We start from the raw sequence: 21,478 nt of genomic DNA, 5'->3' as shown, positions 1-21,478 counted from the left end.
ATGTCCCTCTGAGATAACACCCTTGAGCATTCAACCCAGCACTTATTCCCCGGATTCCGCGGTGCCGATCGACAAGCGTGTCTTCGGCGGCCGTGATCTGTGTTCCCTGTGGTTCTCCCTCGGCATCGGCCTGATGGTGTTGCAGACTGGCGCTTTGCTCGCACCAGGTCTGGGCCTGTCCGGCTCATTGCTGGCGATTTTTCTCGGCACGCTGGTCGGCGTTCTGCTCCTGGCCGCTGTCGGCGTAATTGGCAGCGACACTGGTCTGTCGTCGATGGCTGCGCTAAAGCTCAGCTTGGGCCGTCATGGCGCCAGCCTTCCGGCGGTGTTGAACCTGCTGCAACTGATCGGTTGGGGTTCGTTTGAAATCATCGTGATGCGCGACGCTGCCAGCCTGCTTGGCGCCCGTGCCTTCAGCGAAGGCAGCCTGTTGTCGAATCCGCTGTTGTGGACGCTATTCTTCGGCGCACTGGCCACCTTGCTCGCAGTCAGTGGCCCACTAACCTTCGTGCGTAAGATCCTGCGCAAGTGGGGCATCTGGCTGCTGCTGGCCGCGTGCATCTGGCTGACCTGGAACCTGTTCGCCAAAGCCGATCTGGCCGCGTTGTGGGCGCAGGCCGGTGATGGTTCGATGCCGTTTGCCGTGGGCTTCGACATTGCGATCGCCATGCCGCTGTCCTGGCTGCCATTGATTGCCGACTACTCGCGGTTCGGCAAGCGTGCGAAGAATGTCTTCGGCGGTACGGCGCTGGGCTTCTTTATCGGTAACTTCTGGCTGATGAGCCTGGGCGTGGCCTACACCCTGGCGTTCGCGCCAAGCGGTGAAGTGAATGCGTTGCTGCTGGCATTGGCCGGTGCAGGTTTGGGGATTCCGTTGCTGCTGATTCTGCTGGACGAGTCGGAAAATGCCTTTGCCGATATTCACTCGGCGGCGGTGTCCAGCGGGATTCTGTTGCGCTTGAAAGTCGAGCATCTGGCCTTGGCCATCGGCGTGATCGGCACACTGATCGCCTGTCTGGCGCCATTGGCTCAGTATCAGAACTTCCTGCTGTTGATCGGCTCGGTGTTTGCGCCGCTGTTCGGCGTGGTGCTGGTGGATCACTTCATCCTGCGCAAGCGCAGCGCTCACGTAGCATCAGCCGCATTGCGCTGGCCGGCGTTGCTCGCCTGGTTGGGCGGGGTGAGCACCTATCATCTGCTGGCCAATCTCTATCCTGACATCGGCGCAACCCTGCCGTCGCTGGTACTGGCAGGGCTGCTGCAACTGCTGCTCGGTCGAGCCTTCAGCTACGGCCGGGAAACAGCTCGGGTTTGAAAATACCGTTCAGGCGCGGGTAGGGGATCTTCAGTTCGACGTGGCCCAATGCGTAAGGCGCGATGGTGCTCACTTCGTACTTGAGGATCACCCCGCCGTAGGTCAGCGCTACGTTCTGGGTTTTCACGAAGGGCCAGCTCTTCACGAACTCCGGTTCCTGATCGAGTTTGGTGCTGATCAGCCAGCTGTTGTGCGCCACTTGGGCCGCTTTCCAGAACGCCTCTTCCTGCCCCGGGATCAACATGTCCGAGAGGGTCAGCACTTTATGCTGCTGACGTGAATAGTTGATGAAACCGCGGCCCGGCGTGCCATGGGCACCGCCGGTGTCCAGATAGCTGGACAATTCAACGATCACCAAGCCGTCATGCTGCTCACGTACCTTGGCTTGCAGGTAGCTGCTGTAGCGCGGGCCGGCACTGCTCAAAAACTGCTCGCGATACGCCGCCAATGTCGGCGCTACTGGGGCGTCAGGCGAGGTGCGGGTCATTTGCAACAGGCGTTTTTCGATGATGCCGTCAAGCGCAGGCTCATCCGGGAAACGCAGCGTATCGATGTTCACCAACGGGCAGTCAGGGGTCGTGCAACTTGGTTTCAACTGTTCCGATGCGTCGCGGGTAGTTTCCAGCGGCGCCCGATAGTTGGGCTGAAACAAACTCTGGCAGGCGCCCAGGGTCAGGGCGATTGCGGCCACGGAGGCGATTTTAAAAAGCGACATGGGCGTCCTTCATAAAACAGGGAAAGGCGAAAAAGTTACCCGCTTCGACTCTTAACGAAGCAGTCAGTTCGCCACTAAGCTAATTAGAGTTGGTTTCGCCCTCACCGTCTATCCCGCTGACTGGAAAGGGGCTGCATCAAACATCGCGGGCGCGTTAGGATGGCGCGAAGTCGAGGTTGCAAGTAACGAGTTGCAAGTAAAAAAAAGGAACCTCATAACGGATTTGCAGTAAAGAGGATTGTCATGACTGATTTTGCCAACGCCATTCCGACCGCCGTTGATATTGTTCGGCGCGAAAAGTGCTACGAGGGCTTCTATAAGCTCGATCGTGTGCATTTGCGTCACGAATTGTTCGCCGGTGGCATGAGTCGCGAGATCAATCGTGAATTGTTCGTGCGCCATGATGCGGTGTGCGTGCTGCCTTACGATCCGCAGCGCGACGAAGTGGTGCTGATCGAGCAGTTTCGCGTCGGCGCCATGGGCAAGACCGACAACCCGTGGCTGATCGAACTGGTCGCCGGTCTGATCGACAAGGATGAAGTGCCGGAAGAAGTTGCTCACCGCGAAGCGCAGGAGGAAGCTGGGCTTGTATTCGGGGCACTCTGGCCGATCACCAAATATTTTCCATCGCCGGGTGGCAGTAACGAATTTGTGCATTTGTATCTGGGGCGTTGCGACAGTACCGGGGTTGGCGGCCTGCATGGGCTGGAGGAAGAGGCAGAAGATATTCGTGTCACGGTCTGGGCGTTCGAAGATGCCCTGCAAGCCGTACGCGACGGACGTATTGCCAACGCGCCAAGCATCATTGCCTTGCAATGGCTGGCTTTGAATCGCGTTGAAGTGAGGGGGTTATGGTCGTAAACAAGCTGCGCGATCGCTACCGGATCGACCTCGTGGGGCTGCAAGCCTCCTGCGAGGCCAACTACGCGCGCCTGATGCGACTGCTGCCGGACATGCGCAGCGAGCCGGAGGCGCGGCGCATTGCTGTGACCCACGGCGACCAGATGCTTGGCGTGCTGGCCCTGGAAGTGTTGCAAGTCTGTCCGTACACCACGACCCTGCAAGTACGCCAGGAACACAGCCTGCCGTGGCTGCCGGTTCCTCAACTTGAAGTTCAGGTCTATCACGACGCGTGCATGGCCGAAGTGGTCAGCGCCGAACATGCACGACGCTTCCGGGGCATCTATCCTTACCCGAACGCCGCGATGCATCAGCCGGACGAAAAGGCTCAGCTCAATCTGTTCCTGGGGGAATGGCTGAGTCATTGCCTGGCTTGCGGGCACGAGTACGCCGTTGTGCGCTAAGAGCCCTGTGTAGTTGTGAACTGCGTCCGGTTCACAGGTTTCCTCTTTTGATCGTCCCCCAGCATAATTGCGGCACTTACCCATCCCGTGATCACGCCCTGGGAGAACGCCTTGCCGAGCGTATCCACATTGACCACCGCCGATCCGGCGTTGCTGGTGCAACTTTCCGACAGCCATCTGTTTGCCGAGGCGGACGGGACATTGCTGGGCATGAATACCCGCGACAGCCTGCAACAGGTCATTGAGCTGGTAAAGCTTCAGCAGCCACAGATCGACTTGATCATTGCCAGTGGCGATCTTTCCCAGGACGGGACGCTGGAGTCATATCAGCTGTTTCGTGACCTGACCCGGCAGATCGACGCGCCGGCACGCTGGATTCCCGGTAATCATGACGAGCCGCAGATTATGGCCGAGGCGGCAGTGCAGAGTGCGCTGCTGGAACCGGTGGTGGACATCGGCAACTGGCGGGTTACGTTGCTCGATTCGGCGGTGCCGGGTTCTGTGCCGGGGTATTTGCAGGATGAGCAATTGCAATTGCTGGCCCGCTCATTGAGTGAGGCGCCGCAGCGGCATCATCTGGTGTGTTTCCATCATCATCCGGTGTCGATCGGGTGTGCGTGGATGGAGCCCATTGGGTTGCGCAATCCAGAAGCGTTATTCGCGGTTCTGGATCGCTTTCCACAGGTGCGTGCGGTGTTGTGGGGGCATGTGCATCAGGAAATTGACCAGATGCGCAACGGTGTGCGCCTGATTGCATCGCCCTCGACCTGTATTCAGTTCGAGCCGGGCAGTGATGATTTCAAGGTGAGCGAGCAGGCGCCGGGGTATCGGTGGTTGCGGCTTTTGCCGGATGGTCGGCTGGAAACTGGTGTGGAACGCGTCACCGGGTTCGATTTCCGGATTGATTACGGCTCCAACGGCTACTGATTTATTTGTCATTCAGAGGGGCTTGCTCGCGAAGGCGGCCTGACAGGCAATGTAAGTCGTGAGGGTGCACCCGATTCTTTCGATCGACCGAACACCCAACCCCGCCCATCTCCCTGTAAACTGCGCCTCTTTCCGACGCACAGGGCGCTCAAATGTCTGGTTCGATCCTTTATATCCACGGTTTCAACAGCGCGCCGGCGTCGAAAAAGGCCTGTCAGTTGATCAATGTGATGGAACGGCTGGGCTTGAGCGATCAGTTGCGTGTACCGGCCCTGCATCACCATCCCCGCGAGGCCATCGTTCAGCTGGAACAGGCGATTGTGGAGCTGGGGCGGCCACTGCTGGTCGGCAGCTCACTCGGCGGCTACTATGCGACTCACCTGGCCGAGCGCCATGGCTTGAAAGCCCTGTTGATCAACCCTGCCGTCAACCCACACCAGATGTTCGACGGGTTTCTGGGGACGCAGAAAAACCTGTATACCGATGAGACCTGGGAAATGACCCACGACCACGTGACGGCCCTGGCCGAGCTGGAAGTGCCGGCGCCCCAGGATCCGCAGCGGTTTCAAGTGTGGTTGCAGACCGGCGATGAAACGCTGGATTATCGCCTCGCCCAGCAGTATTACCGGGCCTGTGCCTTGCGTATCCAGGCGGGCGGCGACCATAGTTTCCAGGGTTTTGCCGAGCGATTGCCGGCAATGCTGAGTTTCGCCGGCATCGGCGCAGATTTGTATCAGGCGATTGATTTCACTGCACTGTGATTGCTCGCCCCTTTTTCATAGAACACTCTTTTCACTGAAGGACGACGAGACCCCATGGCCACTCCCAGCGCTAGCTCTTATAACGCCGACGCCATCGAAGTCCTCTCGGGCCTCGACCCGGTGCGCAAACGCCCCGGCATGTACACCGACACCAGTCGGCCGAACCACCTCGCCCAGGAAGTCATCGACAACAGCGTCGACGAAGCCTTGGCCGGGCATGCGACATCGGTGCAGGTCATCCTGCACGCCGATCACTCTTTGGAAGTCAGCGATGACGGCCGTGGCATGCCAGTGGACATTCACCCGGAAGAGGGTGTGTCGGGCGTCGAGCTGATCCTTACCAAGCTTCATGCGGGCGGCAAGTTTTCCAACAAGAACTACCAGTTCTCCGGCGGATTGCACGGGGTAGGTATTTCCGTGGTCAACGCCTTGTCGACCGAAGTCCGGGTGCGTGTAAAGCGCGACGGCAACGAATACCAGATGACTTTCGCTGACGGTTACAAGAAGACCGAGCTGGAAGTGATCGGCACCGTCGGCAAGCGCAACACCGGCACCAGCGTGTTCTTCGCACCGGACCCGAAGTATTTCGATTCGCCGAAATTTTCCATCAGCCGCCTCAAGCACGTGCTCAAGGCCAAGGCCGTTCTGTGCCCGGGGCTGCTGGTCAGTTTTGAAGACAAGGCCACCGGCGAGAAAGTCGAATGGCATTACGAAGACGGCCTGCGCTCCTACCTGGTGGACGCGGTCAGCGAATTCGAACGCCTGCCGGACGAACCGTTTTGCGGCAGCCTGGCCGGTAATAAAGAAGCGGTCGATTGGGCGTTGCTGTGGTTGCCCGAGGGCGGCGACAGCGTTCAGGAAAGCTACGTCAACCTGATCCCGACGGCCCAGGGTGGTACGCACGTCAATGGTCTGCGTCAGGGCTTGCTCGATGCGATGCGCGAGTTCTGCGAGTTCCGCAGCCTGTTGCCGCGTGGCGTGAAGCTGGCGCCGGAAGACGTCTGGGAACGCATTGCGTTCGTCCTGTCGATGAAGATGCAGGAACCGCAATTCTCCGGTCAGACCAAGGAGCGCCTGTCATCCCGTGAAGCGGCCGCTTTCGTTTCCGGTGTGGTCAAGGACGCTTTCAGCCTGTGGCTCAACACTCACTCGGAAACCGGCATGCTGCTGGCGGAACTGGCGATCAACAACGCCGGCCGTCGTCTGAAGGCCAGCAAGAAGGTTGAGCGTAAGCGCATTACCCAAGGTCCGGCGTTGCCGGGCAAACTCGCCGACTGCGCCGGGCAGGACCCGATGCGTTCCGAGCTGTTCCTGGTGGAAGGTGATTCCGCCGGCGGTTCGGCCAAGCAGGCGCGGGACAAGGAATTTCAGGCGATCCTGCCATTGCGCGGCAAGATTCTGAACACCTGGGAAGTCGACGGCAGCGAAGTGCTGGCCAGCCAGGAAGTGCATAACATCGCCGTGGCCATCGGTGTCGATCCGGGCTCGGCGGACATCGCCCAGCTGCGTTACGGCAAGATCTGCATCCTCGCCGACGCCGACTCCGACGGTCTGCACATCGCCACATTGCTGTGCGCCTTGTTCGTCCAGCATTTCCGCCCGCTGGTGGATGCCGGTCACGTCTACGTCGCCATGCCGCCGCTGTACCGTATCGACCTTGGCAAAGAAATTTACTATGCCCTGGACGAGGCTGAGCGCGATGGCATTCTTGATCGTCTGGTAGCCGAGAAGAAACGCGGCAAACCACAGGTCACCCGATTCAAAGGTCTGGGTGAAATGAACCCGCCGCAGCTGCGCGAAACCACCATGGACCCGAACACACGGCGTCTGGTGCAGTTGACGCTGGAAGATTTCGACGCGACCTCGGAAATGATGGACATGCTGTTGGCGAAAAAGCGCGCCGGCGATCGCAAGTCCTGGCTGGAATCCAAGGGCAACCTGGCCGAGGTTCTGGGCTGATGCGATTTGGCTGGGCCCTGGCGTGTGCGTTGCTGCTGCCCTCGGTAACGATTTGCGCAGAGCCTGCACCCGAGCTGCGCCTGTTGTCCGAGCATGCCGTCGAAGGCATGCGCGGCGGCAATTTGTCGGGGCTGGCCCAGTGCGGCAAGGATCTGTGGACCGTTTCGGATCGTGACGATGATCAAATCTATCGCCTCGACACCCGCAACAACACCTGGCAAGCCGAAACCGTGCGCATCGACGTACCCCTGGCGCCCGACAGCGGCTTGCCCTGGGGCTTGCGTTCGCGGACCTGGGCGGCATCGTTCGTGCGGGGCGGGGACCTGGATTTCGAAGGCATCACCTGCGACAGCGCTGGCAATCGCTACATCGTCAGCGAAGCGCACGCCGCGGTGCTGCAAGTTCCGCCAATCGGGCCTGCGTCCTGGCTGAAAATCTCGCCGATGCTGGTGCGCGAAGCGCGGGCCAGCGGCATGTTGCTGCACTTCAATGCGTTGTTTGAAGGCCTGGCGATCAATCCGGCCGGTGACACGCTGTGGCTGGCCGCCGAACGGGAGCGCCGAGGTTTGCTGCTGATCAAGCGCCAGCAAACGGTCTGGGACTGCAAGGGTGGTTGCGTGCTGCTGAGTGAAGCAGGGGTGGAGATGCAACCGGCGCAATTTCCCAAGGCCAGAGCACGCTCCCGGGATTTTGCCGATCTGTCATTGTTCGACGGCAAGCTGTTTACCCTTGAGCGCAATGTCTTTCAGGTTTGCCGTCGCGATGCGGTGACGGCCAAGGTTGAGCGCTGCTGGTCGTTTGCCGCCGAGGCCTTGCAGGAAAACCGTCGTTATTCACAGCCCTTTGGGCTGGCGGAAGCGTTGATTGTGGACGCCGACGGTGCCTGGATCGGTATCGACAACAATAATGGTGCGCGCGCCGACGGCGAGAAACGCCCGATTGTCTGGCGCTTTGCCGCGCCTGAAGGTGGCTGGAGTGCCAAGCCATGAGTCAGCAACCGCCGGGCAAACGCGTCGGTCGTGTGTTGATGGTGTTGGCCTGGTGCGCCGCGCTGTTTCTGGCAACGCGGTTTTTCGGCCAGTGGGAGGCGCGTCAGCAAAATCCCAACGCCGTCGTCAGCTCCGAGCAGGGCGAAGGTTTTATCGAAGTGAAGCTGATCAGCAACAGCCAGGGGCATTTTATCGCCACTGGTCAGATTAACGGCCAGCCCGTGGATTTCATGCTCGATACCGGCGCGACCGATGTGGCGATCCCGGCCGAAGTGGCCGAGCGGCTGAAACTGGAAAAAGGCTTTGGGGTGACCCTGAGCACGGCCAATGGCTTGAGCGAGGGCTATCGAACCCGCCTCGACCGGCTGCAATTGGGCGACATCGTGCTGCGTGATGTCCGCGCGCTGGTGGCGCCCGGTTTGCACGGCAATCAGGTGCTGCTCGGTATGAGCGCACTGAACAAACTTGAATTTACCCAGCGCGGTGGCACCATGCTGCTGCGCCAGACAACGAACTGATGAGGCCCGCATGAGCGACTCCCTTGATCTCAGCCTGGACGGTGTAGAGCGCCGGTCACTGGCTGACTTCACCGAAAATGCCTACCTCAACTACTCCATGTACGTGATCATGGACCGTGCCTTGCCGCATATCGGCGACGGCCTGAAACCGGTACAGCGGCGCATCATCTATGCGATGAGCGAGTTGGGGCTGGACGCCGATTCCAAGCACAAGAAGTCGGCGCGTACCGTCGGTGACGTGCTCGGTAAGTTCCACCCGCACGGCGACTCGGCGTGCTACGAAGCCATGGTCCTGATGGCCCAGCCGTTCAGCTACCGCTACACGCTGGTCGACGGCCAGGGTAACTGGGGTGCGCCGGACGATCCGAAGTCCTTCGCCGCCATGCGTTACACCGAAGCGCGGCTGTCGCGTTATTCCGAAGTGCTGCTCAGCGAACTGGGCCAGGGCACCGCGGACTGGGGCCCGAACTTCGACGGCACGCTGGAAGAACCTTTGGTGTTGCCGGCCCGTTTGCCGAACATCCTGCTCAACGGCACCACCGGTATCGCCGTGGGCATGGCCACCGACGTACCGCCGCATAACCTGCGCGAAGTCGCGACCGCTTGCGTGCGCTTGCTGGATGAGCCGAAAGCCACGGTCGAGCAGCTCTGCGAACACATCCAGGGCCCGGATTACCCGACCGAAGCGGAAATCATCACGCCGCGCGCCGACCTGCTGAAAATCTACGAAACCGGTAAGGGCTCGGTGCGCATGCGCGCCGTGTACCACATTGAAGACGGCGACATCATCGTCACCGCGCTGCCGCACCAGGTGTCCGGTGCCAAGGTGCTGGAACAGATCGCGGGCATGATGCAGGCCAAGCCCTCCAAGGCTCCGCAGATCGCTGACCTGCGCGACGAGTCCGACCACGAAAACCCATGCCGCATCGTGATCATTCCCGGTGCGCGCAAAAACTTCGATCACGACGCGCTGATGCAGCACCTGTTCGCCAGCACCGAGCTGGAGTCGAGCTACCGGGTCAACATCAACATCATCGGTCTGGATGGCAAGCCGCAGTTGAAAAACCTGCGGGCCTTGCTGGTCGAGTGGCTGGAGTTCCGGGTGCAGACCGTGCGTCGTCGTCTGCAATTCCGCCTGGACAAGGTTGAGCGTCGCCTGCACCTGTTGGATGGTTTGTTGATCGCTTACCTCAATCTGGATGAAGTGATTCACATCATCCGTACCGAGGAACACCCGAAAGCCGCACTGATCGAGCGTTTCGCCCTGAGCGAAATCCAGGCCGATTACATCCTCGACACCCGTTTGCGTCAGTTGGCGCGACTGGAAGAAATGAAGCTGCGCGCCGAGCAGGATGAACTGCTCAAGGAACAGGCCAAGCTGCAAGCCCTGCTGGGCAGCGAAGCCAAGCTGAAAAAGCTGGTACGCACCGAGCTGATCAAGGACGCCGAAACTTACGGCGACGACCGTCGCTCGCCAATCGTCGAGCGTGCAGAAGCCAAGGCCTTGACCGAGCACGATCTGCTGCCGAACGAGAAAGTGACCGTAGTTCTGTCGGAAAAAGGTTGGGTTCGCTCTGCCAAGGGGCACGAAATCGACGCCACCGGGCTTTCCTACAAGGCCGGGGATGGTTTCAAGGCCTTGGCGCCCGGTCGCTCCAACCAGTTTGCAGTGTTTATCGACTCCACTGGTCGCAGCTATTCGGTGGCTGCACACACGCTGCCATCGGCCCGTGGCCAGGGCGAACCACTGACCGGCCGTCTGACGCCGCCGCCAGGGGCGAGCTTTGAATGCGTGCTGATGCCGGAAGACGATTCGCTGTACGTGATCGCGTCTGACGCCGGTTACGGGTTCGTGGTCAAGGGTGAAGACCTGCAAGCCAAGAACAAGGCGGGCAAGGCCCTGTTGAGTTTGCCGAACAACGCCAAAGTGATTCTGCCGCGTCCGGTAGCCGATCGTGAGCAGAACTGGCTGGCCTCGGTGACCACCGAAGGTCGCCTGCTGATTTTCAAAATCAGCGATCTGCCACAATTAGGTAAAGGTAAAGGGAATAAGATCATCGGGATTTCCGGCGAACGTGTTGCCAGTCGCGAAGAATATGTCACGGACATTGCCGTTTTGCCGGAGGGTGCCACTTTGGTGCTACAGGCCGGAAAACGTACCTTGTCGCTGAAGGCGGACGACCTCGAACACTACAAAGGTGAGCGTGGGCGTCGCGGTAACAAACTGCCACGTGGCTTTCAGAGGGTTGATGCGCTGTTCGTCGAAAACCTCAATTAGGCGTCCTAGAGCGCTCGATCTACGATTTAACGCGTAGATCGACGCTTTGCCGCTGGAGTCGGAACGCATATTCACGGATGATATGGCCTTTCAAGCGCCGGCGTAGCCGAGTGTTCTTCATATTTTTTGAGTATTTTCACTGTGGTTAGCCTTGTGGCAGCCACCTGGATGGGACGATGACTGCTCTGCGCCTTCCTTTTATTTTGATGCTCGCCGGCGTACTTGGCCTGGCGGGTTGCAGCGTTCACCAACCGGTGTCGCTGTATCAGCTGGACAGCGGAAGTCCGGCTCAGCCTGCGCAAAGCGCTGGCATGGCGGTATTGCTTGGCCCGGTAACGGTTGCCGACTACCTGCAACGCGAAACCTTGTTGCAGCGTCAGCCCGATGGCAGCCTGCAAGCTTCGGCTGATGGTCGTTGGGCAGGCAGCCTGTCGTCGGACATCGATCAGCTGTTGCTGCGTCAGGTCGCCGGTCATCTGGACAGCCAACGCGTTGTCCTGGCACCGGCAACACTGGGCTTCACGCCGGATGTTCAGGTTTTGCTGACGATCACGCGTCTGGACTCGGGTGCATCGCAACCGGCAGTCCTTGATGCGCAATGGCGTCTGATCGACCGTCGTGGTCAGGTGCGCGATAACCGCATCATTCATCTGCAGGAGCAGCACGCTGGCGGGACTGCCGCTCAGGTTCAGGCTCAGGGTGTGTTGCTGCAACGTCTGGCCGAGCAGCTGTCGACAGCGCTCAAGCCGCTGGCCAACCAGCCGCCGATCGCCGAAGCGCCTCGCAAACAGGCTGCCAAGCCTGTGGCACCGGCAGCAGAGCCGGAGAAGCAACCGAAGATCCCGATGGCTTCGCCGATTCGCACGGATATGGAAGTGTTCAGGTTCTAAGCCTGGATTGATCCAAAGCAAAGCCCGCCATTGATGCGGGCTTTGTTGTTTCTACGGAATGAAATCTTCAGTGCTTCTGATGGCCTCTTCGCGAGCAAGCCCGCTCCCACAGTGGATCTTCAGTGAGCACACCGTTTGTGGACAGCCGAGATAAATGTGGGAGCGGGCTTGCTCGCGAAGAGGCCGGGACAGGCAACAAAAAGCCCGCGGACGATCACTCGTCTGCGGGCTTCTTTACAGCGGGGGCCAACGTTTACGCCCGGCGTTCGTGCATCCGCGCCAGTTGCCGTTCCAGCATCGACGGATAAGGCTCCATCAAGCGCTCTACGCAGCACGCACCTTCAGGGCTTGCGATAGGCCGGATTCGCGCACGCTGGCGAATCAGCGCGTCGTCGCTGATCTTGCGCTCCACCAGCAGCAGGTTGCGGCTGTGTTGCGACAGGGCCAGTGCATCCTGAGCTGTTTCGGTCAGCAGCAGATCAATTTGGCTCAAGCCGAACAACTCGTCACCCAGCGTCAGGCCTAGTTGCAATTGCAGAGTGATGCCGCTGTCGGCGACTTCGATCTGCAACTGATGACCCAGGGCGCGCAGTAACTCACCGCAGCAGATGGCGTTTGTCAGGTAGTCGTCGCCGCTGTCTTCGGTGTGGAACAGCATCAGCGTGCTGCCATCGTTCAGGGTGTGCAGTTCGCTCTGGTAAAGCGATGCGGCCTGATCGAGGCAGTCGCGATAGCGTTTCAGCAGCTCTTCCAGGCGTGCGCGGGGCAGGCGGCGCAGCTGATCTTGCGCGCCCAATTGCACGGCCAGTACGGCGCTGTGCTGCGGCAGGTTCGATGCCTGCGGCTTTACGACTGGTTTCGGCGCGCTGTCTGCCGAATCATCACGCAGATCGGCAAACGGATCTTCGTCGTCCTCATCGTCTTCGACGGTGCTGACAATACGCCGTGGCGCAGGCTTGAGGCCGGCTACAGGCTTGGTTTCGTCGAAACCTGGATCGCGCAGGTTGCGTACTTCGAAGGTCGGCTCATTGTCGTCAGCGTCTTCGTAATCGCTGTCGTCATATTCTGGCTCCGGCGCAGGTTCCGGCTCGGCCGGCTCCGGTGCGAAATTGGCGTGCAGCTGACGAGCGAGGTCGCCGATCTCATCCTGGCGCTCGGTGGCCGGGGTGTATTCGTCGATATTGCGCAACCACACTCGCAATTGCAGCAATGGCGTAGAAATATGCCGGCCCAGACGCAGACTCAAGGCCAGGGACAGCGCCAGCAGAATGGCGCTCAGAATGCCCATGCTTTGCAGGCTGATGGTCATCGGCTGCTGGAACTGATCCATGTCCAGGCTGATACGCAGTTGCCCGGCGGTCACGTCCTGGAAAGTGATTTTGCTCTGGTACATGCCTTCGGCTTCGCCCAGCAGGCTATGCTTGGGACGCTGACCGGCTTCGGCGAGGATGCGGTTATCCACGCTGTAGATGGCGGCGTGGGCCACCAGTTTGTTCTTGGTCAGGTTGTTGAGCAGCACGTTCAGGCTGAGGATGTCATTGGACACCAACAGTTCCGTGGCCGAGGTCGCGGTCTGGGTAGTCAGGCTTTCGCCCAGGGCATCCGCCTGCTCGTGCATGGCCTGCTTGAACTGCAAACCCATCACACAGGCATAGATCACCAGGGCCAGAGCGACCAGGATCACGTTATGGCTGGCAATGCGCAATGCGATCGGTACACGGCGATGACGCAGTGCGCGGAAGATCAGCAGAAAGAAGTTATCGGTTTTTACTGGCGTGGGCCGGTTCACTTGAGCTCGGCTCTTTGTCCGTGAAGTTGACGCGCAGTATAGCGACAGGCCCTAGACCGTCAAAGCGCTCGCGGTGCCCGATGGTCACTGAAAATGGGTAGAATGCGGTTTTTTTCCACCTGCGGGGGTGCGCCTTGCGCGAAATCGTCCTGATAAACATCACGGGAGTCGACCGTCCGGGTCTGACTGCGGCCATTACCGGCGTTCTGGCCCAGGGTGGTGTGAACATTCTCGACATCGGTCAGGCGGTGATCCACGACACCCTGTCGTTTGGCATCCTGGTTGAAATTCCCGATACCGAACAAGGTAACTCGGTGCTCAAGGACATCCTGTTCAAAGGCTATGAGCTTGAGCAACAGGTGCGTTTCACGCCGGTGTCCGAAGAGGATTACCAACTGTGGGTCGGTAATCAGGGCAAGAAACGCCACATTGTCACCCTGTTGACCCGCAAAGTGACCGCCGAGCAATTGCAGCGCGTGAGTTCGATCACCGCCAAATATGGGCTGAACATCGACCATATCGATCGCCTGTCCGGGCGCATGCCGCTGGACACCCCGGCCGACAAGGGCAAGGGCTGCATCGAGTTTTCCGTGCGCGGCGAGGCGGCGGATCCGCAAGCGCTGCGGGCCGAATTCCTCAGCGTCGCTCAAGAATTGAACGTCGACATCGCCTTCCAGGAAGATTCGCTGTTCCGCCGTAACCGCCGTCTGGCGGTGTTCGACATGGACTCGACGCTGATCGAGGCCGAAGTCATCGATGAACTGGCCAAGGCCGCCGGTGTGGGCGACCAGGTTTCTGCGATTACCGAGCGGGCGATGGCCGGCGAGCTGGACTTCCGCGCCAGCTTCAAAGAGCGCCTGGCCTTGCTGCAAGGTCTGGACGTGAGCGTGCTGGACTCCATCGGCGCCTCGCTGCGCCTGACCGAAGGCGCCGAAACCCTGTTCGCCGAACTCAAGCGTCTGGGCTACAAGACGGCGATTCTGTCAGGCGGCTTCACCTACTTCGCCAAGCAATTGCAGGCCAAGCTGGGCATCGACTACGTGTTCGCCAACGAACTGGAAGTGGTCGACGGTAAGGTGACTGGCGTGGCGGTCGAGCCGATTGTCGATGCGCAACGCAAGGCGGATCTGCTGCGTGAGCTGGCGCATAAGGAAGGTTTGCGTCTGGAGCAGACGATTGCCGTCGGTGATGGTGCCAACGACCTGCCGATGTTGGCGATTGCCGGACTGGGCGTGGCGTTCCGCGCCAAGCCGCTGGTCAAGCAATCGGCGAAGCAGGCAATTTCCACCCTTGGGCTGGATGGCGTGCTGTATCTGCTGGGTTTCCGGGATCGCGACGGGCAGCTCTGAGTTTTCGACAGTCTGGGCTGGCCCCATCGCGAGCAGGCTCGCTCCCACACTGGATCTGCGTCAAACAGAGATCAGATGTGGGAGCGAGCCTGCTCGCGATGGTGGCGCCGCGGTCTCTCGGTTCGTCCTCAAAGCGACTTCCACAACGAATCAAACTCTTCCACTGCCCCGACCACGCCGCTCCTCGCGGCGTTTTCGTTTCTGGCTGTCTCAAGTGAACGGTAGGCAAACTGATTAAAGCTGTTGGTGCTCGCCACCCGACGCTCCAGCCCGGCCGGGTGTTCCTCGCCGTTGATATTGATCAGCACCTTGTTGCCTTCCTGGAACGGCAGGCGCGGTGTGAGCAGGGTGGCCGGCAGGTCGATGGCGCTGATGGCGGGCAGTAACAGCCCGCGCAAGTACTGGCTGTGCTCGTCGCCGGAGCGCATCAGTTGCAGGCCGCAGGGTTCGGCGCAAGGTGCGACTTGCTCGATACCCATCTGCGTGCCGCCGCCCCGCACCTGGCGGATCCAGCGCACCACTGCAATGCTCCAGCCTTGACCGGCAGTATCCTCGATACCGACCATTTCGCCAGCCTGTAGCTCGGCGGGCACCGCGCCGGGCCAGGCCAGGCAATAGCCGCCAGGGCTGTGATTGATCACCGCCAGCACATAGGTCGGGAAGTGCTGCTGGCGGTCGGATGCCTCGTGGCTGTCATCGTTTTGAAGGTGCGGGTATTCGATCTCCTCGTATGGCAGCAGCGTATCTGCGGTGCCATGAGGTGCGGCGTCGAAGGCCTGGTTCCATTGGTCTTTGGCGCGAGCTGTCGGGTCGGTGGCCGAGAACTGCGCGGGACGGGCGCCGCGTTTCTTCAGGATGTCGTTGAACGAGCGTTGCCCGCCGAGATAAAAGTGCAATGCGCTCATGCCCACGCACAGGGTCAATGTGCCGTGGCCGACAGTGCGCTGGAAGCTGCGCTCTGCGGCCTGGCCCCAGGCGGCATGCAGGTGTTGCAGCGTGTCCAGATTCAGCCCCGTCGGAACGGGCAACGGCGATACCTTGTCAGCCGGCTGTTGCAGATGGATTTCGATGGCCGCGACCAGAGGTTGCGGGTCAATCCCCAGCAAGCGCTCCTGTTGTTCGGCGAGGAATTTGGAGCGGTAACGCGGCCCGGTGTCGAGATCCGGGGCGATGGCAAACAGCCCGTTGTCCGGTTTGGCCGGTTGCAGCTTGATCCACTGGCTCCAGGGTTCGAGCACCTCGGCGAGCCGGGCGATCTGGTTCTGGCGCAGTTGATTGCAGCGTGAAGCACCCAACAGGAGGGCGACGACGTAGGTTTGCTCGATGCTCAGGTTTTGCGTCTGGCTGGCCAGTTCATCGCGCACGCTCAGATGTTGCAGTTGGAACTGACAGCCAATCCGGTACAGCTGATGTAACTCGAGCCACAGATTTTCGGGCGCCGGACAATAGAGTTCAGTGGCGCGGATCAACGCACCGTTCAGGCAATGGATTGCCCGTTGCAATGCCTGGGTCAGCAGCGGTGCTCGGTCCTTGCTGAAGCGCGGTGCGTTGCGGATGACGATTTGCTTGTAGCCAATCGCCAAGTGGCTCTGCAACGCCTGACAAAGGTTGGCTATCTTGCGCGAGCGCTCGTCGAGCACAATGGCTTGATGCAGGAAATGCCGCTCCAGGTGCTTGCAAACGTAATACACCTCGGGCCGCAGCAGTTCGAGCAATTGCAGGCGATTGTCGCTGGGTGTGAGCAGTTGGTTGAGTTCGCTCAAGCCGTGATACAACTGGCGAGCGGTTTCACCGATGTTGGCTTTGGGCAGGTTGGCGATCCAACGCTTGAGGTCGCGAGGCGTGGCTTCGCAGAAAGACAGGCGCGACTGCGTCGGGATCGGTGCGCGTAGCAGCAGGACAGGATTGGTCTCATTCATGCCGTAGACAAACTCCGACCGGGAAATGGGCAGTGAATGACTTGACTGTAGCAGCTATGAACGCTGGAGGGGGTGTCGCGATATTTACGTCATGCTTGCCTGCCGAAGGCTGCGATCTTTTTTCGGAGGGTGCCGCAGATCAAGATCAAAAGATCGCAGCCTTCGGTAGCTCCTACACGGGGATGGTGCGCAGCAGGAGGAAATGTCCGGCCCCACGAAAGAGCTTCGTGGGGTCGGATCCGGGATCAGGCTGTCGGCAAACCGATGCCCTGGCCCATCTGCACCGGTGAAAGAGCGCCCAGCCCTTCAGCCCATTTCACTTGATCCGGCCCGAACAGCACGACAGCCGTAGAGCCGAGCTTGAAGCGACCCAATTCCGCGCCTTTCTCCAGATGGATCGGCGCACGGGCGGCTTCGTCGTAACGGAAGGTTTTCAGCTCGCGTTTTGGCGGCGTGATCAACCCGGCCCAGACAGTTTCGATCGACGCCACAATCATCGCACCCACCAGCACCACGGCCATCGGCCCGCGCTCGGTATCGAAAATGCACGCCACACGCTCGTTGCGAGCGAACAGTTCCGGTACGTTTTCAGCGGTGGTCTGGTTGACCGAGAAGATGCGGCCGGGGATGTAGACCATCTCGCGCAGAGTGCCGGCCAGCGGCATATGCACGCGGTGGTAATCCTTGGGTGACAGGTAAATGGTGGCGAAATCACCGCCCATGAATGGCGCTGCGTTGGCTGCGTCACCACCGAGCAGTTCCAGCACGCTGAAGCTGTGGCCCTTGGCCTGGAAAACGCGACCGTGTTCGATCGGGCCGAGCTGGCTGACGGCACCGTCGGCCGGGCTGAGGATCGCGCCTGGGGTTTGGTCCAGCGGGCGAGCGCCGTCTTTCAAGGCGCGGGTGAAGAATGCATTGAAGTGCTCGTAAGCCGTCAGGTCTTCGACCTGCGCCTGGGACATGTCCACTTGATAACGCTTGGCGAACCAGGCGGTTAAGGCGTTCTTGAACCAGCGCACGCGGCATTCGGCAATGCAGCCGGCCAGTCGCGAAAGCAAGTGGTGGGGCAGCAGGTATTGGCTGAGGATAAACAAACGCTTATTCATTAACTGTCCTTAAAAAACCTTAAATCTCTACGGGCGTGTCGGGATGGTTGCCCCATTCGCCCCAGGAGCCGGCGTAACCTTTGACTCGCGGATAACCGAGCGACTTGGCTACTAGATACGTGAAGCCAGAACGGTGGTGAGTCTGGCAGTGGGTAATGACTTCTTTGTCTTTGGTGATACCGAGTTGTTCCAGGATTTTCGGCATGTCGGTGCGGATGCGCAGGTTGCGCGCCTGATCCATGCCGGCGGTCCACTCGAAATTGACCGCGCCGGGAATGTGCCCGCCCTTGGCCGCCAGCACTTTCTCACCGGAGTATTCCAGCGGCCCGCGTGCGTCCCAGATCGCCAGGTCGACGGCACCAAGACGGCTTTGCAGGTATTCGCGGGTGGCGATGGGTTCATCGTGCAAGGTCAGGGCGACCGGGCCGCCGACCGCTGGCGGGATCTGGATCGACATTGGCAAGCCTTCTGCCAGCCAGGCCGGCAGGCCGCCATCGATATAGTGATACTTGCTGTGGCCGATGACATCCAGCAGCCAGATAAAGCGCCCGGCCCAACCGCCGCCTTCGTCGTCATAGACGACGTAGACCGCATTGGGGTTGTGGCCCAGTTCGCCGAATAATGCTTCAAGCGCGGCCTGGGTCGGTAGCAGGCCTGGCGCAGGCGCCTGACCCAGTTGAGTGCGTTTTGGATCGACAAAGCGTGCCCCGGGGATATGCCCTGCGGCATAGCGGGCGCTACTGGTCAGGTCCACCAGAATCAGTTCGCGGGAGTCGAGACGCGGGAGCAGGTCGCTCGGCTCGATCACCAGCGCCAAGCCAGAGAAGTCAGACATGTGAGGTCTCCAGAGCACAAAGGGAGAGGATTGTAGCGCAGCGTCATGAGGGCCTGTTAAGAAAAGGGCGTGCCAAGTGCAGAACCTGTGGCGAGGGGGCTTGTCGGAACGCCGCATCGCCCCGTTGGACTGCGAAGCAGTCCTGAAACCTGCAACCTCGTTCTGCCAGGCACACCGCATGCAGCGGATTTGCGACTGCTTCGCAGCCGAACGGGGGCAAGCCCCCTCGCCACAGGTTTTGGCCTTCACTTAACGGATCGGCATCTGCCCCTAGCGGTGGCTAAAGCTGTGCAGGGCTTTTTCGATGCACTGCGCGGTTTTGCCGAACGCCTGCACGGTGATCTCCGAGAACGGCCCGCCGCCCTGATCCGCCACCACGATCATGATCACCCGACCGTTGTTGACCAAGGAACGCAGCAGCAGGTGTTCACCGCTGAACTGTTTACGCAGGCTGGCCGGCAACAGGGCCGAGAATTGTGCGTTGTTGGCCGGTGTCAGGCGCACCTGGGCCTGTTGCGCGAGCAGGCGTTGCAGCACGGTGCTTTGGCTGACCACCAGGTTCAGGCCGGCCACTTCTTTGGGCAGCCCGGCAGTCTGATGCACGCGCAGATTGGCGTGCGTGCGGTCGGCCATCAGGATCATCACCCGTCGCATGCCACATGCCACCAGGGCGTCTCGGGCCGATGTCGTCAAGTGCATGGCATTGGTAAAACGGCTCGGCTCCACCAGCAGTTCGGCGCATTGTTTACGCCACTTCGCCAGGTCTTCGGCAGCGGGCGCCGGGGCCGGCAGCAAACCGGCGTGAACGCGGTTCATGCCCTGCGGCCAGATCAGCGATTCGGCCGGATGCCAGAGATCCGGCATGGTGTGTTGGCGGGCACTGTTGGCGGCCTGTTGGTGCAATTGTTGTTGCACCTCATCCATCGGCATTTGCAGGTAAAGGCTGGTCAGGTACTGCCAGCGTTCACAGTGGGGACTGTCCCATGCCTGTTGCGCCGACAACGCCAGGCCGTTGGCCAGCAGCACGGTATTGGCGGGCTGATTGAGCCAGCGTCGCAACGTCGGGTCGTCATCGAGGCGGTTTTGTTGGCGTAATGGGTGATCACTGTCGCGAGCGATGCGCAGGACTTTCACCAGTTCGCGTTGTTCGCTGCGTAGCAGCCGATAACCCTGCTGGACCCAGATCGGCAAACGCCAGACATCCACCAGCGCCAGACAGATTTCCAGCAGGCGCACGCCGAACAATTGTTTTTCGACTTTGCGCGCCGACTCACCTTTATGGATGACCCGCAGCTCCCATCCTTCAAGCAACTGCGGATGGGTCAACGCCATGGGCCACAGTGGCGAAAGAAACAGCAGGCTGCCCCAGTGGATGTCCTGCCACAACCGCGCCAGGCGACCGGCAAAAAAACCATTGGCCTGTTGGGTGGCGTGCTGGCTGATCAATTGAAGCTGGCGCAGGGCGACAGGGATCTGCAGATGGGGTTCGGCGGGCAGTCGCTCGAGCAATTCTTCGGTGCGTTTCAAGCCGAGCCGATTGATTGCCACTTCAAGGTTTTCAGCGGGCTCGGTCATGCTGCCATGGGTATGGCGATTAGCTTCGCGAATTACGCTCAAGGCAAGAGCCGGGCTGTCCTGCATCAGTTCGGCGATGTCTCGCAGCGAGCTGCGGTTATCGCGGATGGCTTTGCAGACGCGGTCGTGACTGGCTTGCGGAACTGGCAAGCGCACGCTATCGAGCAGCTTGACCCAGCCTTCGCGCGTGGTCGGTTTTGGCGTTGGGACGTTCGTTTCGTTAGCCATGGCTGGACGCAATCATTGTCTGCACTACCTGTGCCCGGAGCGGGCTAATTTAGCTTTTCGATTGAACTGGCTATAGTCTGGCGCAGTTTTGCCGATAAGGAGAAGAAGAGATTTTTTAACTTCCGAATATGACCTTGAACCCGACTCAGTAAGTGCTCTCCTACCTATGGCTAAAATTATCGGCATCATCGTCGTATTCGCGAGCGTGCTCGGCGGATACGTGCTTTCCCACGGCAAGATTGCCGCTCTTATCCAGCCTTTCGAGGTGATGATTATCGGGGGGGCAGCCCTTGGCGCATTTTTGCAGGCCAACCCTGGTTACATGACAATGCATGTGCTCAAGAAGTCCTTGGGCATGTTCAGTTCGCGTTTCAACCACACCTTCTACCTGGAAGTGCTGGGGCTGATTTACGAGATCCTCAACAAGAGCCGCCGCGAAGGCATGATGGCGATCGAAGGTGACATCGAAGATGCCGCCGCGAGCCCGATCTTCGCCAAGTACCCGGCGGTTCTGAAAGATGAACGCATGACCGCATACATCTGCGATTACCTGCGCATCATGTCCTCCGGCAACATGGCTCCCCACGAGCTCGAAGGCCTGTTCGACATGGAGTTGTACAGCCTCAAGGAAGATCTGGATCATCCTTCCCACGCGGTGAATGGTATTGCCGACGCCATGCCCGGTTTCGGTATCGTTGCGGCGGTATTGGGTATCGTAGTGACCATGGCTTCCCTCGGTGAAGGCGACCAGAAATCCATCGGTTTGCACGTGGGTGCGGCACTGGTGGGTACCTTCTTCGGTATTCTCGCGGCTTACGGTTTCTTCGGCCCGCTGGCCCACTCCCTGGCTCACGACGCCAAGGAAGAACTGAACGTCTACGAAGCCATCAAGGCCTCGCTGGTAGCTTCGGCTTCCGGCATGCCGCCATCGCTGGCAGTGGAGTTTGGCCGCAAGGTTCTGTACCCGGCGCACCGTCCTAGCTTCGCTGAGCTGGAACAAGCGGTTCGCGGTCGCTAAGTC

18 protein-coding genes are annotated in these 21,478 nt (G+C 60.1%); 12 read left to right on the top strand and 6 right to left on the bottom strand.

Features of this window, described 5'->3' with window-relative positions; translation table 11 throughout:
• Positions 1-22 precede the first annotated feature (22 nt).
• Complete coding sequence (cytX, locus tag BK662_RS15070; protein ID WP_123358713.1) at positions 23-1,315, top strand: putative hydroxymethylpyrimidine transporter CytX; 1,293 nt, start codon at positions 23-25, stop codon at positions 1,313-1,315.
• Here the strand turns inward: cytX and BK662_RS15065 are convergent.
• Positions 1,284-2,030, bottom strand: a complete 747-nt coding sequence (locus BK662_RS15065) for an RsiV family protein (protein ID WP_123358712.1) — start codon at positions 2,028-2,030, stop codon at positions 1,284-1,286. The two genes, cytX and BK662_RS15065, sit on opposite strands and share 32 nt — an antisense overlap.
• A gap of 243 nt (positions 2,031-2,273) precedes the next feature.
• On the opposite strand from BK662_RS15065, the gene BK662_RS15060 reads away from it, so the two are divergent.
• The 9 genes from BK662_RS15060 to BK662_RS15015 all read left to right on the top strand — a co-directional run bounded on the left by BK662_RS15060 (position 2,274) and on the right by BK662_RS15015 (position 11,656).
• Positions 2,274-2,891 (top strand): NUDIX domain-containing protein, encoded by a 618-nt coding sequence (locus BK662_RS15060; protein ID WP_052965984.1) that lies wholly within the window; start codon positions 2,274-2,276, stop codon positions 2,889-2,891.
• Entirely contained in the window at positions 2,882-3,334 is a 453-nt protein-coding gene (locus tag BK662_RS15055) for a DUF1249 domain-containing protein (protein ID WP_095634759.1), read from the top strand. Before BK662_RS15060 ends, BK662_RS15055 begins: the two co-directional genes overlap by 10 nt.
• Positions 3,335-3,445: 111 nt before the next feature.
• Positions 3,446-4,261 carry a 3',5'-cyclic-AMP phosphodiesterase gene (cpdA, locus tag BK662_RS15045; RefSeq protein WP_123358710.1) on the top strand — a complete coding sequence of 272 codons (816 nt, stop codon included), beginning with the start codon at positions 3,446-3,448 and terminating at the stop codon, positions 4,259-4,261.
• Between the two features lie 152 nt (positions 4,262-4,413).
• On the top strand, positions 4,414-5,022 hold the full coding sequence (locus tag BK662_RS15040) for a YqiA/YcfP family alpha/beta fold hydrolase (RefSeq protein WP_123358709.1): 609 nt from the start codon (positions 4,414-4,416) through the stop codon (positions 5,020-5,022).
• A 54-nt stretch (positions 5,023-5,076) separates the two neighbouring features.
• The gene (parE, locus tag BK662_RS15035; RefSeq protein ID WP_123358708.1) at positions 5,077-6,981 is read left to right on the top strand and encodes a DNA topoisomerase IV subunit B; all 1,905 of its coding nucleotides are present in this window, start codon (positions 5,077-5,079) and stop codon (positions 6,979-6,981) included.
• Entirely contained in the window at positions 6,981-7,970 is a 990-nt protein-coding gene (locus BK662_RS15030; RefSeq protein ID WP_123358707.1) for an esterase-like activity of phytase family protein, read from the top strand. Before parE ends, BK662_RS15030 begins: the two co-directional genes overlap by 1 nt.
• Positions 7,967-8,488 (top strand): retropepsin-like aspartic protease family protein, encoded by a 522-nt coding sequence (locus BK662_RS15025; RefSeq protein ID WP_123358706.1) that lies wholly within the window; start codon positions 7,967-7,969, stop codon positions 8,486-8,488. Before BK662_RS15030 ends, BK662_RS15025 begins: the two co-directional genes overlap by 4 nt.
• A 10-nt stretch (positions 8,489-8,498) precedes the next feature.
• On the top strand, positions 8,499-10,766 hold the full coding sequence (gene parC / locus BK662_RS15020) for a DNA topoisomerase IV subunit A (protein ID WP_123358705.1): 2,268 nt from the start codon (positions 8,499-8,501) through the stop codon (positions 10,764-10,766).
• Between the two features lie 176 nt (positions 10,767-10,942).
• Positions 10,943-11,656, top strand: coding sequence for a PqiC family protein (locus BK662_RS15015; protein WP_123358704.1), 714 nt, complete (start codon positions 10,943-10,945; stop codon positions 11,654-11,656).
• 253 nt (positions 11,657-11,909) lie between these two features.
• On the opposite strand, the gene BK662_RS15010 is transcribed toward BK662_RS15015, so the two are convergent.
• Positions 11,910-13,445: an AhpA/YtjB family protein gene (locus BK662_RS15010; protein WP_123358703.1), complete on the bottom strand. Its 1,536-nt coding sequence runs from the start codon at positions 13,443-13,445 to the stop codon at positions 11,910-11,912.
• 134 nt (positions 13,446-13,579) lie between these two features.
• Between BK662_RS15010 and serB the strand changes: the two genes are divergently transcribed.
• Complete coding sequence (serB, locus tag BK662_RS15005) at positions 13,580-14,794, top strand: phosphoserine phosphatase SerB (protein WP_007902606.1); 1,215 nt, start codon at positions 13,580-13,582, stop codon at positions 14,792-14,794.
• Between the two features lie 128 nt (positions 14,795-14,922).
• On the opposite strand, the gene BK662_RS14995 is transcribed toward serB, so the two are convergent.
• From BK662_RS14995 to BK662_RS14980, 4 genes are all read right to left on the bottom strand, one after another.
• Positions 14,923-16,713 carry a cyclic-di-GMP receptor FimW-related protein gene (locus tag BK662_RS14995; protein WP_123358701.1) on the bottom strand — a complete coding sequence of 597 codons (1,791 nt, stop codon included), beginning with the start codon at positions 16,711-16,713 and terminating at the stop codon, positions 14,923-14,925.
• A gap of 245 nt (positions 16,714-16,958) precedes the next feature.
• Positions 16,959-17,819 (bottom strand): archaetidylserine decarboxylase, encoded by an 861-nt coding sequence (gene asd / locus BK662_RS14990; protein WP_123358700.1) that lies wholly within the window; start codon positions 17,817-17,819, stop codon positions 16,959-16,961.
• 19 nt (positions 17,820-17,838) lie between these two features.
• Positions 17,839-18,654, bottom strand: a complete 816-nt coding sequence (locus BK662_RS14985; protein WP_123358699.1) for a rhodanese-like domain-containing protein — start codon at positions 18,652-18,654, stop codon at positions 17,839-17,841.
• A gap of 270 nt (positions 18,655-18,924) precedes the next feature.
• The gene (locus BK662_RS14980; protein WP_123358698.1) at positions 18,925-20,457 is read right to left on the bottom strand and encodes an HDOD domain-containing protein; all 1,533 of its coding nucleotides are present in this window, start codon (positions 20,455-20,457) and stop codon (positions 18,925-18,927) included.
• Positions 20,458-20,623: 166 nt separating this feature from the next.
• Here BK662_RS14980 and motA point away from each other — a divergent pair, with 166 nt between their 5' ends.
• Positions 20,624-21,475, top strand: a complete 852-nt coding sequence (motA, locus tag BK662_RS14975; RefSeq protein ID WP_123358697.1) for a flagellar motor stator protein MotA — start codon at positions 20,624-20,626, stop codon at positions 21,473-21,475.
• Positions 21,476-21,478 lie beyond the last annotated feature (3 nt).

This window comes from Pseudomonas frederiksbergensis, assembly GCF_003732275.1.
GTDB lineage: Bacteria > Pseudomonadota > Gammaproteobacteria > Pseudomonadales > Pseudomonadaceae > Aquipseudomonas > Aquipseudomonas frederiksbergensis_H.
Note: the sequence above shows the minus strand (reverse complement) of the source record. Positions and strands in the feature narration are given on the sequence as shown.

Bases quoted from the DNA above. Each gene is read 5' to 3' on its own strand.
- BK662_RS14995 (WP_123358701.1), bottom strand. From the start codon at position 16,713: ATGAATGAGACCAATCCTGTCCTGCTGCTACGCGCACCGATCCCGACG.
- BK662_RS15025 (WP_123358706.1), top strand. From the start codon at position 7,967: ATGAGTCAGCAACCGCCGGGCAAACGCGTCGGTCGTGTGTTGATGGTG.
- BK662_RS14980 (WP_123358698.1), bottom strand. From the start codon at position 20,457: ATGGCTAACGAAACGAACGTCCCAACGCCAAAACCGACCACGCGCGAA.
- BK662_RS15060 (WP_052965984.1), top strand. From the start codon at position 2,274: ATGACTGATTTTGCCAACGCCATTCCGACCGCCGTTGATATTGTTCGG.
- BK662_RS15055 (WP_095634759.1), top strand. From the start codon at position 2,882: ATGGTCGTAAACAAGCTGCGCGATCGCTACCGGATCGACCTCGTGGGG.
- asd (WP_123358700.1), bottom strand. From the start codon at position 17,819: ATGAATAAGCGTTTGTTTATCCTCAGCCAATACCTGCTGCCCCACCAC.
- BK662_RS15030 (WP_123358707.1), top strand. From the start codon at position 6,981: ATGCGATTTGGCTGGGCCCTGGCGTGTGCGTTGCTGCTGCCCTCGGTA.
- motA (WP_123358697.1), top strand. From the start codon at position 20,624: ATGGCTAAAATTATCGGCATCATCGTCGTATTCGCGAGCGTGCTCGGC.
- parC (WP_123358705.1), top strand. From the start codon at position 8,499: ATGAGCGACTCCCTTGATCTCAGCCTGGACGGTGTAGAGCGCCGGTCA.
- BK662_RS15065 (WP_123358712.1), bottom strand. From the start codon at position 2,030: ATGTCGCTTTTTAAAATCGCCTCCGTGGCCGCAATCGCCCTGACCCTG.
- parE (WP_123358708.1), top strand. From the start codon at position 5,077: ATGGCCACTCCCAGCGCTAGCTCTTATAACGCCGACGCCATCGAAGTC.
- BK662_RS15015 (WP_123358704.1), top strand. From the start codon at position 10,943: ATGACTGCTCTGCGCCTTCCTTTTATTTTGATGCTCGCCGGCGTACTT.
- BK662_RS15040 (WP_123358709.1), top strand. From the start codon at position 4,414: ATGTCTGGTTCGATCCTTTATATCCACGGTTTCAACAGCGCGCCGGCG.
- BK662_RS14985 (WP_123358699.1), bottom strand. From the start codon at position 18,654: ATGTCTGACTTCTCTGGCTTGGCGCTGGTGATCGAGCCGAGCGACCTG.